Annotated in this window: 11 protein-coding genes; 7 read left to right on the forward strand and 4 right to left on the reverse strand. The window is 57.9% G+C overall.

The genetic code is table 11. From position 1 onward, the window contains the following. Positions 1 to 79: 79 nt before the first annotated feature. Together rsmH and IGS16_RS21505 are read right to left on the reverse strand one after the other, a co-directional pair. Positions 80 to 1,099, reverse strand: a complete 1,020-nt coding sequence (rsmH, locus tag IGS16_RS21500) for a 16S rRNA (cytosine(1402)-N(4))-methyltransferase RsmH (RefSeq protein ID WP_367185848.1) — start codon at positions 1,097 to 1,099, stop codon at positions 80 to 82. 23 nt (positions 1,100 to 1,122) lie between these two features. Beyond that, entirely contained in the window at positions 1,123 to 1,647 is a 525-nt protein-coding gene (locus tag IGS16_RS21505; protein ID WP_297089019.1) for a hypothetical protein, read from the reverse strand. A gap of 300 nt (positions 1,648 to 1,947) precedes the next feature. Here IGS16_RS21505 and IGS16_RS21510 point away from each other — a divergent pair, with 300 nt between their 5' ends. Beyond that, entirely contained in the window at positions 1,948 to 2,334 is a 387-nt protein-coding gene (locus tag IGS16_RS21510; protein ID WP_297089021.1) for a hypothetical protein, read from the forward strand. Between the two features lie 170 nt (positions 2,335 to 2,504). Beyond that, positions 2,505 to 3,350 carry a neutral zinc metallopeptidase gene (locus IGS16_RS21515; protein WP_068512692.1) on the forward strand — a complete coding sequence of 282 codons (846 nt, stop codon included), beginning with the start codon at positions 2,505 to 2,507 and terminating at the stop codon, positions 3,348 to 3,350. Positions 3,351 to 3,414: 64 nt separating this feature from the next. Here the strand turns inward: IGS16_RS21515 and IGS16_RS21520 are convergent, their stop codons facing one another. Then, positions 3,415 to 3,771 (reverse strand): Lin0512 family protein, encoded by a 357-nt coding sequence (locus IGS16_RS21520; protein ID WP_068512693.1) that lies wholly within the window; start codon positions 3,769 to 3,771, stop codon positions 3,415 to 3,417. Beyond that, a complete protein-coding gene (locus IGS16_RS21525) occupies positions 3,768 to 4,442 on the reverse strand; it encodes a hypothetical protein (RefSeq protein ID WP_297089024.1) in 675 nt (224 codons plus the stop codon). The genes IGS16_RS21520 and IGS16_RS21525 overlap by 4 nt, the downstream gene beginning before the upstream one ends. A 596-nt stretch (positions 4,443 to 5,038) precedes the next feature. On the opposite strand from IGS16_RS21525, the gene xdhA reads away from it, so the two are divergent. The 5 genes from xdhA to tkt all read left to right on the forward strand — a co-directional run bounded on the left by xdhA (position 5,039) and on the right by tkt (position 13,158). Beyond that, the gene (gene xdhA / locus IGS16_RS21530) at positions 5,039 to 6,454 is read left to right on the forward strand and encodes a xanthine dehydrogenase small subunit (protein ID WP_297089026.1); all 1,416 of its coding nucleotides are present in this window, start codon (positions 5,039 to 5,041) and stop codon (positions 6,452 to 6,454) included. Then, complete coding sequence (gene xdhB, locus IGS16_RS21535) at positions 6,451 to 8,787, forward strand: xanthine dehydrogenase molybdopterin binding subunit (protein WP_367185849.1); 2,337 nt, start codon at positions 6,451 to 6,453, stop codon at positions 8,785 to 8,787. Before xdhA ends, xdhB begins: the two co-directional genes overlap by 4 nt. A 380-nt stretch (positions 8,788 to 9,167) precedes the next feature. Next, the gene (acpP, locus tag IGS16_RS21540) at positions 9,168 to 9,410 is read left to right on the forward strand and encodes an acyl carrier protein (protein ID WP_297089030.1); all 243 of its coding nucleotides are present in this window, start codon (positions 9,168 to 9,170) and stop codon (positions 9,408 to 9,410) included. A gap of 111 nt (positions 9,411 to 9,521) precedes the next feature. Next, positions 9,522 to 10,781, forward strand: coding sequence for a beta-ketoacyl-ACP synthase II (gene fabF / locus IGS16_RS21545; RefSeq protein ID WP_297089032.1), 1,260 nt, complete (start codon positions 9,522 to 9,524; stop codon positions 10,779 to 10,781). 364 nt (positions 10,782 to 11,145) lie between these two features. Then, complete coding sequence (gene tkt / locus IGS16_RS21550; protein ID WP_297089034.1) at positions 11,146 to 13,158, forward strand: transketolase; 2,013 nt, start codon at positions 11,146 to 11,148, stop codon at positions 13,156 to 13,158. Positions 13,159 to 13,210 lie beyond the last annotated feature (52 nt).

Raw genomic sequence — 13,210 nt, forward strand, 5'->3', positions numbered from 1 at the left:
AGGCTGGCCAGTTAGCTATTGTGCCACCTAAATTCAAGGTTGTGGGGCTTGCGTCTCTAAAAGCTGCTTTCTAGGTGTTTTAGCGGTTGAGTTTTGGCGGCAATGCTGGCGTTGCTTCTGCAATTCGCTCTGCAACCCTCAGTTTGGCTGAGCGGGCCCGGGGGTTGGCGGATAGCTCTGCCTCCGCAGGCTGGACGGGCTTTTTGGTGACGACGCGCAGGGCGGGTACGGCTCGGAGGGCGTGTTTTACGAGTCGATCTTCCAAGCTGTGGAAGCTGATGATGACCAACCTACCATTCGGCGCAAGCCAGTCTGGTGCGATGTTTAGAAATGTTTCTAATACGTTGAGTTCGTCATTAACGGCGATGCGGAGGGACTGGAAGACGCGAGTGGCGGGGTGAATGCGCCCGTGTCGATAGGCGGGGGGAACGCTGCGGGCGATCGCCTCTGCCAGTTCTGTCGTCGTCTCAAACGGGCGCTGTTCCACAATACGGCGGGCAATCCGGCGCGACAGCCGCTCCTCGCCGTAGCGATAAAACAGGTTGGCTAGATCAACTTCATCCCAGGTGTTGATGATGTCGGCGGCGGTCAGGGACTGCTGGCGGTTCATCCGCATATCGAGGGGGGCCGTGTGGCGAAAGCTAAAGCCGCGATCGCCCTGGTCGAACTGCACCGAACTCACGCCCAGATCTGCCAGGATGCCGTCGAATCTGATCGCGCCCGGATCGTAAGCCGAAAAGTTGGTATGGCAAACCGAGACGCGATCGCCAAACTCTGCCAAGTTAGCCCGAATCGCGGCGATCGCCTGCTCGTCTTGATCCAAGGCCACAATCTGTGTGTCGGGCGCTGCTTCAAGGATCAGCCGACTGTGGCCGCCGCCGCCGACTGTTGCGTCCAGATAGCGCCCGCCAGGTTTGACCGCCAGCCCCGTCAGCACCTCCGCGCCCAGCACGGGAATATGGTGAAAGGCGGGTTCAGACGTGATGTGTGGCGGGGCGATCGCCCCGCTAGTCGGGTCTGCGGCTAAACGGTCTGCCGCTGGGGAATCGCTGTGCAAACCCTTCCCGTCCGCCTCATCCGGCGGTGGGCCAGTAGCCATCTATCCGCCCTCCATCCAATGGCTCACTGCACCACACGCCCCGGCGTGTCTACTGCGTCGATGCAGGTGGCCAGGGCCCGGTCGGTGGTCAGGGTGCTGCCGTTTTTGATGCCCACTACGCAGTTAGCAAACTCGTTGGGCAGCAGGCTGCGGCGACAGTGGCTCAGCACGCTCGACAGGTTGGCTGTCTCATCATCCCCCACAATTTGGTTGAAACATTGCGCCAGGTCTTCGGGACGACGCACGCTGCGGCAAGCCTCTAGCACATCGCTGACCACTAGCGTCTCGCCGCCGCCAATGCCTGCCACGCAGCGCGACACTTCTCGCGGGTGAAACGCGCTGGCGCAGGCCGTCGCTGCAACTGCCTCCGCTGCCCCTCGACCGATCAAGTCCGCAGTACATTCGTCATAGTCGGACGTTCTGACGCGACGATAGCGATAGCTGGCCAGCGCGGATGATGTGGGCAACGCCAGGACAAGTAATCCCGCCGTCGTCAGCACCAGGGCAGACACACGAGCAAGGGGCGATCGCAGTGCAGAATGTGGCATAACAAAACCCGTGAAAGAGACCGTGGAGAATGCGTCAAACGCCCCAATTCTACGACAACTTCCGTCCGCCCGCTGCGCCAACTGTTTTATTTCATGAACATCTAAAAAGAAGTTGCCAAGAAACTGTGCCAACTGCCCCAAAACGCGCTAGAACTCTCCAGATCTGCCTACTTTCAGGTTGGGGGCTGCATCGAAGCCTCTCTGAATCTCTCTGAATCTGAACCTCGCTGAAAATGCCGTGCCCCGGTTCTTTGCCCCTTCGTGCTGATTTGCTACCCTCGCCCATTGAATCCATCCCCCATGCAACCTTTGGAACAACTTCTGGAACAGGTCAACCAGCAGCGTGTGAAACACATCATCAAGCTCTACGCGCTCGATAGCGAAGAGACGCAAGACGTTTATACTTGCCTAGACGCTTTGTTTCGCCGCTATCCGCCGCCGCTGATCGAACTGGCGCTAGTGGAAACGCTGGTGGATTGCTGGGCTGCTGTGCCCCTGCCCAAAGGACTGCCATTTATCAGCCAAGTGCGCGATCGCCTCCGCCAGTGGGAAGCTCAACGAGAGACAGAGCCACTACTCAGCACCCTCACGCCCCAGCAGTTTCACCACATTACTGGACTGGATCCCGCGCCGATCTTTGGGCTGGGGCTGGTTGATGCTGGGGGCGATTGCTCTGACCCTGCCTAAAGCCGAACAATCTGGCAAAAGAGCGAATAAAATGGCAAAACATTTCGGATAAAGATTTCGCCACTCTTGTACCGTGGCAAACCAGACAATCCTAGCCCTGGATGCTACCCTAAGTAGAACTACATAAGACATCACTTTTTAAAGACGAACTGGAGAGCAGGAGACCCACTATGCGCTGGGAGTTTGGTCGGCGAAGCACCAATATTGAAGATCGGCGTGGAATGAGACCCTCTCGCGGCGTGGTTGGCGGTGGGCTGGGAGCTTTGCTGTTGGCTCTGCTGGTGGCGCTGCTGGGGGGCGATCCGTCAATGGTGCTGAACCAGTCTCCTGTGTACGAGGGCCCAGCCCAGGTCGCCCCCACTCCCCCGCAAGACGACAAAGCAGCCGCCTTCGTTTCGACGGTTTTGGGCTACACCGAAGATACCTGGTCGCAGATCTTCCGCGAAAAAGGCTCAAAGTATGTTGAGCCAAAGCTGGTGCTGTTTTCAGGCGTGGTGAATTCGGGCTGCGGTACGGCACAAGCCTCAATGGGCCCCTTCTACTGCCCGCTGGATCAAAAAGTCTACTTGGACATGAGCTTTTATAACGACATGCAGCGTCGGCTGGGGGCGGGGGGCGATTTTGCCTACGCCTATGTGATCGCCCATGAAGTCGGGCACCATGTACAAAACCTGCTGGGGATTTCCGACCAGGTGCAGTCTGCACAGCGCCGTGTCAGCAAAACCCAAGCTAATCAGCTTTCGGTTCGGCTGGAGCTTCAGGCGGATTGCTTCGCAGGCGTGTGGGCAAATCGAACCCACCAGGCTCAGCAGATTTTGGAGAAGGGCGATGTGGAAGAAGCACTCAATGCCGCTGCTGCCATTGGTGACGATCGCCTCCAGAAGCAAGCCCAGGGCTACGCGGTTCCCGATTCCTTCACCCACGGCACCTCAGCACAGCGCGTCCGCTGGTTTACCCAAGGAATCAAGACGGGCGACGTGAATCAGTGCAATACGTTTGAGGCGACGACGCTTTAGGGTTTGGGGATGAGGCAAAGCCGGTCAGCCCGAACCTGGCTCTCTTAGGCTGCGTTTTTAGGGATTACACCCAAACGGTGACGGCGGCCACGGCAATTAGCATTTCGTCGTTTTTGTCGTCGAGTTCTGGAATGGCTCGTCCTTGAACCACCATGCCGCCGGATTCCAAGATCAGGCGTTTTTGTCCAAAGGGAAGAACTGCCAGCACTTCTGCCTGCCGCACTTGATCTGGATAGGGCACGCCGATCTGCACTTCGACGAGCATTTCATCGGGGTGGTTGAGACCCGCGACTTCCCAGATGCCGGGAAGGGCATTGTGGGCGATCGCATTTCGCACGGCCCGCGCTGCGGCAACCGTCGGGTCTTGTCCATGCTGGTCAATCCCCATGCCCATTTCGATGATGAAGCGTTTTCGGGTCATATCCGCAACTCGCTAAACAGCATCAGCAGCCCACCCAGCACCCCGATTACCGCAATCGTTCCCAGCGCGTTGAGTTTTTGGGGTAGCGGCTGGGCAGCGGGTTGCAGCCAAAAGGACAGCGTGCGTGTGACCCACGGCATCACCAGCCAGGTCAGGATGGAACAGGAAATGAAATTGTCGAGCAGCATGGCGCTGGGGTGGGGCAGGTTTTTCATAATTCCCAATGCGCCCAGCAGCACCGACTGAATCATTAGCGTCGGGTATAGCCCCAGCACGACTGCTAGGTTTTGCTTCCAGGCGGGCGGCCCCAACCCCAGTTGCTCACCGCCGATCTTGGGCGAAAACCAGCCCTCTAGCCCGGTAGTAAACGACTTAAACTGGTAGGACTCGACGGGGTGGTCTTCGGCATTGATCACGGCTTCCCGGTCTTCCGACTTCAGCCAGGCGTTAAGATTCTCTGGCGAGTCAAAGTGAACGATGGAATACCACTTGAGCTGGCTTTTGCCTTTGACAGGCGGCAGCAGGTCGGTGCGGATATAGCCCTTGAAACGCCAGGCCGTGCGGGTGAGTTTGGCGTGCCATCGGCGAAAGGCAATTCCTTTGCCACGCGGCACGGTATGTTCAACAACCAAGCTGGCATGGACGGGCTGCTCGGTTTGCAGATTAAACATGAGTTTGGGGATTGAGTGGATAAAGCGCAGGGAAATGGGGGTAGCAAACCAGTTGTTTTGAGGATCTGAATCTTAACGATTGATTCAGTTAATCATTTCAGTTGATTGATCAGTTGATTGATCAATTGATTCAGTTGATCAGTTCCGGTTTCGACTGCTTCTCGCTTCTAGTTCTAGTTTCCAGCAAAGGAAAGCATACTGCGTTGCGGGATCGCGGATACTCTATCTGCCGATAGAGGAAAACCCAACTTCTGGAAGGAGAGGGACGAAGCCTTTGCCCTAAACACCTCGTGGTAGGGAAAGGACGGTGGAACAGGCGGTAGAACCGGGGGATGTATCGGGTTGTACAATCCTGCTGCTGGATTTGCGTTAGTTCTGGGCTAGATGGTTTTACATTATTCAGCGCAAAGCCTTGACTGGAGTACTCAGTAGCTTTTTAGCAAATCTTTGAAGGGCGCATTCTGCAAAATTTTGGAAGCTTTGGGCGATCGCCCAATTTCTCGTCATAAAATCACCCTAATCTTTCGCCCTTGAGCGAGATTCGGGGTCATCTATCCACCAAACGCTATCCCTCAGACTCTACTCCTGTCGATCCTGTGACACAGCAACTTGAAACCCAACTGGCGATTACTATCAATGGCGATCGCGTTCGTATCAAAGACGTTCCCCTCACCACCACGCTGCTGGATTTTCTCCGGCTGACTGGGCGGGTGGGCACCAAGGAAGGCTGTGGCGATGGGGACTGCGGAGCCTGCACCGTGGCCGTGGTCGGCGCGGGCGTAGATGGCAAGCCCCATTACCAAGCGGTAAACAGTTGCCTGATTCCGCTGGGTTCGGTGGTAGGGCGCGAAGTGATCACGGTGGAAGGCGTGGCCAACGGCAAGCTGCATCCTGTTCAAGACGCGATGGTGAAGCTGGGTGGCTCCCAGTGCGGCTACTGCACGCCCGGGTTCATCATGAGTATGTTCGCCGCCTACTACGACGGCAAGCTGGATGATGTGGCGGTGGAGGGCAATCTCTGTCGCTGCACGGGCTATCTGCCGATTCGCCGGGCGGCCCAGGCTGCTGCTGCCGAAACGCCCTGCGACCCTTTCAGCGAGCATTTGACGGAAGCCGAAGCCGACCTGCTGCCCTACAGCTACACGGGGCAGGGTCAGTTCTATCGCCCGACGCGGCTTCAGGAGGTGCTGGAACTGCTGCGCGACCATCCCGATGCGACGCTGGTGGCGGGCGCAACCGACCTGGGGCTGGAGCTTCAGCGGCGCGAGTTTCCGGTGCTGATTTCCCTAGAAGCGGTGGCAGAACTGAAGACGCTGGTGCAAAACGACGAGTTTGTAGAAATCGGCGCGGCGATTCCCCTCAGCCACATCGAAAGCCATCTCCACGGCGTGTTTCCCTGCATGGATGAGATGATTCACTGGTTTGCGGCGCGACAGGTGCGGAACCGGGCAACGCTGGGCGGCAACATCGGCACAGCTTCCCCGATTGGCGATTTGCCACCCGTGCTGCTGGCGCTGGATGCGGAGCTAAAGCTGGTGAGTCTGGCGGGCGATCGCTGGTTGCCGCTCTCCCAGTTCTTCAAGGGCTACCGCCAGACCGATTTGCAACCCGGTGAAGTCATCGCCGCCGTGAAGATTCCCAAGAGCATCACGCCAGGCGCAACGCAGCGCCTCACCCAGTCTTACAAAATCGGCAAGCGCGGCACGGACGACATCAGCATTGTGGCGGCGGCCTACGTGGTGGATCTAGACAGCGAAAAGCGGGTGGTTCATGCGCGGCTGGGCTATGGCGGCGTGGCAGCAACTCCGGCACGGGCGATCGCCGTTGAGGAGTCCCTCATCGGCCAGCCCTGGAACGCGGCGACGGTGCAGCAAGCCAAAACCGCGCTATACAGCGCCTTTACGCCGTTAACCGATCTGCGGGGCAGCGCCGAATATCGCAAGATGCTGGTGGCCAATTTGTTTGAGAAGTTCTTTGTCGAGTTTGCAGCAGCAGCAGGGGTGGAACTATGAGCATGGTCGGTCAACGCAAGAGCCACGAAAGCGCCGAAGGCCACGTCAGCGGCAAGGCAGTCTATACCGACGACCAGCGGATGCCCAGCGGCATGCTGTCGATCTATCCGGTGCTGTCGCCCCATGCCCACGCCAAGATTCTCAGCATCGACACCGCTCCCGCGCTGGAGGTGGAGGGCGTGGTGACAGTGCTGACGGCGGCGGATGTGCCCGGAACCAACGATACGGGCGTGATTCGTCAGGATGAGCCGCTGTTTCCCATCGATGAAGTGAGCTACTGGGGGCAGGCGATCGCCTGGGTAGTGGGCGAGACAGAAGACGCAGCGCGGCGGGGAGCGGCCCAGGTCACGGCGGAATACGAACCTCTGGAGGCGGTGCTGACGATCAAAGGGGCGATCGCCGCCAACAGCTACCACAACGATCCGCAGTTCATCCGCCGAGGGGAGGTGGATCAAGCCATGTCTACCGCCGCCTACGTCGTCGAGGGCGAGCTAGAGATGAACGGGCAAGATCACTTTTACCTAGAGACCCACACAAGCTGGGTCATTCCCGATCCTGAAGGCAATTACCAAGTTTACTCTTCAACGCAACACCCTAGCGAAACCCAAACCATTGTGGCGCGGGTGTTGGGGATTCCTGTGAATCGCGTCGTTTGTACCTGTCTGCGGATGGGCGGCGGCTTTGGCGGCAAGGAGTCCCAGGCAAACCCGATGGCGGCAGCGGCGGCCGTCGCAGCGCACAAGACGGGTCGCCCGGTGCGCGTGAAGCTGGAGCGCCACCACGACATGATCCTGACGGGCAAGCGCCACGGTTTTTTGGGGCAATACAAGGTCGGTTTTGATCCCAATGGCAAGATCCTGGCGCTGGATGTGGCGCTCTATGCCGAGGGTGGCTGGAGCCTGGACCTGTCGCCCCCGGTGCTGATGCGGGCCATGCTGCATGTCGATAACGCCTACTACATTCCCAACATGCTGGTGCGCGGGCTGATCGTGAAGACCAATCGCGTGTCGAACACCGCCTATCGTGGCTTTGGCGGGCCGCAGGGAATGCTGGTGATCGAGGACGTGGTGGATCGGGTGGCGCGGCACCTGGATCTGCCGCCGGATCTGGTGCGCGATCGCAACTTTTACCACGGCGAGGGCGACAGCAATACGACGCACTACGGCCAGGTGCTGGTAGACAACCGCATCGCCCGCGTTTGGGATGAAGCGAAAGAACGCGCCAGCTACGCCGAGCGGGCCGCCGCCGTGGCCGAGTTTAACCAGCAAAACCGCTACAAAAAGCGAGGCCTGGCGATTACCCCGGTGAAGTTCGGCATTTCCTTTAACAAGGTGCAGTACAACCAGGCGGGCGCGCTGGTGCATATCTACACCGACGGCAGTATCCAGCTCAACCACGGCGGCACGGAGATGGGGCAGGGCCTACACACCAAGATGCAGCAGGTGGCGACGCGGGCGCTGGGGGTGACGCTCGACCGCATCCGCATGATGCCCACCAGCACCGACAAAGTGCCCAACACCTCGGCCACAGCGGCTTCGAGCGGGGCTGACCTGAACGGGCAAGCCGTGAAAAACGCCTGCGAAATCCTCAAGTCGCGGCTGGCTCCAGTCGCCGCCAAGCTGCTGGATTTCGACGCAGCCGAAGAGATGGTGTTTGAAAATAACGAGGTCTATTGCCGCACCTATCCGACGGCGCGGGTGTCGTTTGATGCAGTGGTGCAGCAGGCCTATGGCGATCGCATTAGTCTCTCTGCCACGGGTTACTACCGCACGCCGATGATCCATTGGGACCCGGTGACTGCGACGGGTCGCCCCTTCTATTACTTTGCCTATGGCTCAGCGGTGAGCGAGGTGGAAGTAGACGGCTTCACGGGCACATTCAAATTACGCCAGGTGGATATTGTGCATGACGTGGGCGAATCGCTGAACCCGCTGGTGGATCAAGGGCAAATCGAAGGCGGCTTTGTGCAGGGCATGGGCTGGCTGACAATGGAAGAACTGGTGTGGGATGAGCAGGGCCGCCTCCGCACCTTTGCCCCCAGCACTTACAAAATCCCCACCATTAGCGAGATTCCAGAGCATTTCCAGGTTCACCTGCTGGAGCGGGGTAGTCAGGACGGTACGATCTATGGCAGCAAAGCGGTGGGTGAGCCGCCGTTTATGCTGGCGATGTCCGTCCGCGAGGCGATTCGGGCTGCCGTGGCCGCCTTTGGCAATGCTGCCGTGGTAGAGTTGGCCGCGCCCGCTACGCCAGAAGCCACGTTGAGAGCAATCGAGGCGGTTCGGAGCGCTACCCCTGCGACAGAAGCTGCGCTATCGTCTACGTCGGTCTAGGGGTTAACCTGGTTTAATTTCGACCGAAATTCTGAGAAAAACGAGCTTTGTGAATGGAGGGGCGATCGCCCCTCTTTTTATGTCTTTACCCAATTCCCCAGCGCTAGCGTTGTGGAGCAATCACCCCTAATCCCTAGTTTTCTAGTTTTTCTGCCCTCCGTTTTAGCTCGTCACGCTTTCAGATAATATGAAGGAATGCCTAATTTCCCACTGGGCCAAGCGCATCGTCGGTTCCCGGCACATCGCAAGCCTTGCGGACAGAGACAGGCAGTGTCCAGTTCTGCCGAGTTTCAAGTTTGGATTCGGCTAGACTTGCACAACAGATTGAATTTCTTTGAATTTCTCAACTTGCATCCGCGTTGGGTAGGAACATAAAAGCTATGAGCGACGAGATTCTCACAAAGGTCAAAAAGATCGTATCCGAGCAACTGAGCGTCGAAGAGAGTGAAGTCAGCCCTGAGTCTAACTTCGCCAATGACTTGGGCGCAGACTCTCTAGACACGGTTGAACTGGTGATGGCGCTAGAGGAAGAATTCGACATCGAAATTCCTGACGAAGCCGCCGAAGGCATCGCTACGGTTCAAGCTGCTGTGGACTACATCAAGCAAAAGGTCGCTGCGTAGGACTGGACGCAAGTTTCCACGCCTTCTCCAACCTCCTGCTGTTCTCTGCCCTGGCTACTTATAGGCCTCGGCTATTCTGTGGTTTGGGCAAAAGCCCACGAATTTGCTGTCATGACAACTTTGGATTCTGGATTAAAGCGCGTCGTGGTTACGGGTCTGGGTGCCATTACGCCCATTGGCAACAACCTGGCGGAATACTGGGACGGCTTGATGAGCGGTCGTAACGGCATCGGCCCGATTACGCTGTTCGATGCGTCTCGCCACGACTGCCGCATTGCGGGCGAGGTCAAAAACTTTGACCCACAGCTTTATATGGATCGCAAAGAAGCGAAGCGCATGGATCGCTTTGCCCAATTTGCGGTGTCTGCCAGCAAGCAAGCCCTCGCCGATGCCAATTTTGTCATTAACGATCTGAATGCTGAACAGGTCGGCACGCTAATCGGCACAGGCATCGGCGGTCTTAAGGTCATGGAAGACCAGCAGGAAGTGTTTCTAACGCGCGGCCCCGATCGCTGTAGCCCGTTCACTGTGCCGATGATGATTGCCAACATGGCGGCCGGGCTGACGGCGATTCAAGTGGGGGCAAAGGGGCCCAACAACTGCACAGTGACGGCCTGTGCGGCTGGATCAAATGCCATTGGCGATGCATTTCGCATTTTGCAGCGGGGATTTGCTCAGGCAATGATTTGCGGCGGCACAGAGGCGGCCGTCACGCCTTTGTCTGTAGCGGGCTTTGCTTCGGCCAAAGCCCTATCTACCCGCAATGATGATCCACTCCATGCCTGCCGCCCGTTCGACAAGGATCGCGATGGATTTGTGATGGGCGAGGGCGCTGGCATTCTCATTCTAGAAGAGTTGGAACATGCCCTCAGCCGGGGGGCGCGGATCTATGCCGAGATTGTTGGCTATGGCATGACCTGCGATGCGTATCACATCACCTCGCCTGTTCCCGGTGGCGCAGGGGCTGCCCGTGCGATGCAGCTTGCGATGAAAGACGCAGGCTTGCGTCCCGACGAGATTCACTACATCAATGCCCACGGCACCAGCACGCCTGCCAACGACTCTACGGAGACGGCGGCGATTAAAACTGCGCTGGGTGATCAGGCGTACAAGCTCACCGTCAGTTCCACCAAGTCGATGACGGGTCACCTGCTGGGTGGGTCGGGCGGCATTGAGGCGGTGGCGACCGTGATGGCTGTGGCCAACGATCGTGTGCCTCCCACGATTAATCTGGAGAATCCAGACCCCGCTTGCGATCTGGACTATGTGGCAAACGAGAGCCGCAGCCAGACGGTCGATGCGGCGCTGTCCAACTCTTTTGGCTTTGGCGGCCACAACGTGACACTGGCTTTCCGCAAGTACCAGGGCTAGAGTCTGGAGCTCTTGCGATTTTCCTTGCATCCGATGGGAAGTCGGTCAGTCAAAACTCTGAAGCAGTGCCCTAAAGTAGCCAAACCAACCTCTCAGCTGCCAAGCTGCCTATACAGTATTCGGCTTTACAGAAAGCTGTGATTAACCCTTGTCCAGTTTTCCATAAACCGTTAAGCTAATTTTATTGAGTATATTTGCTTAGCGCGATCGCCCAGGAAATCTTTCACCTGTGATCCCCTGTAGTGGGATGATGGGGGAGATGCCTTTGGTGATTCAGGATTCTTCTGTTTGCCTATCCGCCTTGCCTGCCTATTTTGGCGTGTTTGTGAGCGCCTGTCACCCGTCGTTGAGTAGAAAGAAGACAATGGCTGTTGCGACCCTAACCCTCGAACAACTCTGTATTAATTCCATCCGGTTTTTGGCGATCGATGCTGTTGAAAAGGCAAAGTCTGGACACCCCGGTTTGCCGATGGGTGCTGCGCCGATGGCGTTTGTGCTGTGGGATCAGTTCATGCGGTTTAACCCCAAAAACCCCAAGTGGTTTAACCGCGATCGCTTTGTGCTGTCGGCTGGGCACGGCTGCATGTTGCAGTACGCCCTAATGTACTTGACCGGGTACGACAGCGTCACGCTGGACGAAATCAAGAACTTCCGTCAGTGGGGGTCGAAAACGCCCGGCCACCCCGAAAACTTTGAGACCCCTGGTATTGAGGTAACGACCGGGCCGCTTGGCCAGGGCATCGCGAATGCCGTTGGTCTGGCGATCGCCGAAGCACACCTTGCTGCTAAGTTCAACAAGCCCGACCTGACGCTGGTCGATCACTACACCTACGTCATCCTGGGCGACGGCTGCAACATGGAAGGCATTTCGGGCGAAGCCTGCTCCTTGGCGGGTCACTTGGGGCTGGGCAAGCTGATCGCACTCTACGACGACAACCACATTTCCATCGACGGCTCTACCGACATTGCCTTTACCGAAGACGTGTCCAAGCGCTTTGAAGCCTACGGCTGGCATGTGCTGCATGTGCAGGACGGCAACACAGATCTGGAGGGGATTGCGAGGGCGATCGCCGAAGCCAAGTCCGTCACCGACAAGCCGACGCTCATTAAAGTCACCACCACCATCGGCTATGGCTCGCCCAACAAAGCCAACACCGCAGGCGTTCATGGTGCAGCGCTGGGCGAAGCCGAAATCAAGCTGACTCGCGAAAATCTGGGCTGGACCTACGATTCCTTTGTGGTGCCCGACGAAGCCCTGGCCCACACTCGCAAAGCCATCGAGCGCGGTGCCAGCTACGAGGCTGAGTGGCAGGAAACCTGGGCACAATACAAGACCAAGTATCCTCAGGAAGCGGCGGAGTTTGATCGCCTGTTGAGCGGCAAACTGCCCGATGGCTGGGACAAAGTGCTGCCCACCTACAAGCCTGAAGATAAGGCGCTAGCCAGCCGCAAGCACTCGGAAATCTGCCTGAACGCGCTGGCTCCCGTACTGCCGGAACTGATCGGTGGTTCCGCCGACCTAACCCACTCCAACCTGACGGAACTGGAGATCAGCGGCAACTTCCAGAAAGGCGCTTACGAAAACCGCAACATCCACTTTGGCGTGCGCGAACACGGTATGGGCGCAATTTGCAACGGCATTGCGCTGCATGGTTCCGGGCTAATTCCCTACGGCGCAACCTTCCTAGTATTCACCGACTACATGCGCGGCGCAATTCGCCTGTCGGCGCTGGCGGAGTGTGGTGTGATCTGGGTGATGACGCACGATTCCGTGGCCCTGGGCGAAGACGGCCCGACCCACCAGCCTGTGGAAACCATCGCCTCGCTGCGGGCTATACCTGACCTGACGGTGATTCGCCCTGCGGACGGCACGGAAACCTCTGGTGCTTACAAAGTGGCGATCGAAAACGCTCGGAAGAACCGTCCGACGCTGCTGGCCTTGTCGCGCCAAGGTCTGCCGAACCTGGCAGGTAGCTCGATCGAAGGCGTGGGTAAAGGCGGCTACACGGTGATCGAGTGCGATGGCACACCCGACCTGATTCTGATTGGCACGGGTTCGGAAGTGAATCTCTGTGTCAAGGCCGCAGAGCAACTGGCCGCAGAAGGCAAGAAAGTTCGCGTGGTTTCTATGCCGTCTACCGAATTGTTTGAAGCGCAGGACGCTGCTTACAAAGAGTCGGTGTTGCCCAAAGCAGTGACCAAGCGCCTGGTCGTGGAAGCGGGGACGACCTTTGGCTGGCACAAGTATGCGGGTAGCGAAGGGGATATTCTTGGCATTGACACCTTTGGCGCATCGGCTCCTGGCGGTGTTTGCATGGAGAAGTTTGGCTTCACGGTAGACAATGTGCTGAGCCGCGCTAAGGCGCTACTTGGCTAAGCCGTTGCTTTGCTAGAACGTTTTCAAAACCCAAGCCCAGCCAAGAGCAAAT

The organism is Thermoleptolyngbya sp. C42_A2020_037, from assembly GCF_015272455.1.
GTDB lineage: Bacteria > Cyanobacteriota > Cyanobacteriia > Elainellales > Elainellaceae > Thermoleptolyngbya.

Coding starts and splice junctions, on each gene's coding strand:
- rsmH (WP_367185848.1), bottom strand. CDS start 1,099: ATGGCTACTGGCCCACCGCCGGATGAGGCGGACGGGAAGGGTTTGCAC.
- IGS16_RS21505 (WP_297089019.1), bottom strand. CDS start 1,647: ATGCCACATTCTGCACTGCGATCGCCCCTTGCTCGTGTGTCTGCCCTG.
- IGS16_RS21510 (WP_297089021.1), top strand. CDS start 1,948: ATGCAACCTTTGGAACAACTTCTGGAACAGGTCAACCAGCAGCGTGTG.
- IGS16_RS21515 (WP_068512692.1), top strand. CDS start 2,505: ATGCGCTGGGAGTTTGGTCGGCGAAGCACCAATATTGAAGATCGGCGT.
- IGS16_RS21520 (WP_068512693.1), bottom strand. CDS start 3,771: ATGACCCGAAAACGCTTCATCATCGAAATGGGCATGGGGATTGACCAG.
- IGS16_RS21525 (WP_297089024.1), bottom strand. CDS start 4,442: ATGTTTAATCTGCAAACCGAGCAGCCCGTCCATGCCAGCTTGGTTGTT.
- xdhB (WP_367185849.1), top strand. CDS start 6,451: ATGAGCATGGTCGGTCAACGCAAGAGCCACGAAAGCGCCGAAGGCCAC.
- acpP (WP_297089030.1), top strand. CDS start 9,168: ATGAGCGACGAGATTCTCACAAAGGTCAAAAAGATCGTATCCGAGCAA.
- fabF (WP_297089032.1), top strand. CDS start 9,522: ATGACAACTTTGGATTCTGGATTAAAGCGCGTCGTGGTTACGGGTCTG.
- tkt (WP_297089034.1), top strand. CDS start 11,146: ATGGCTGTTGCGACCCTAACCCTCGAACAACTCTGTATTAATTCCATC.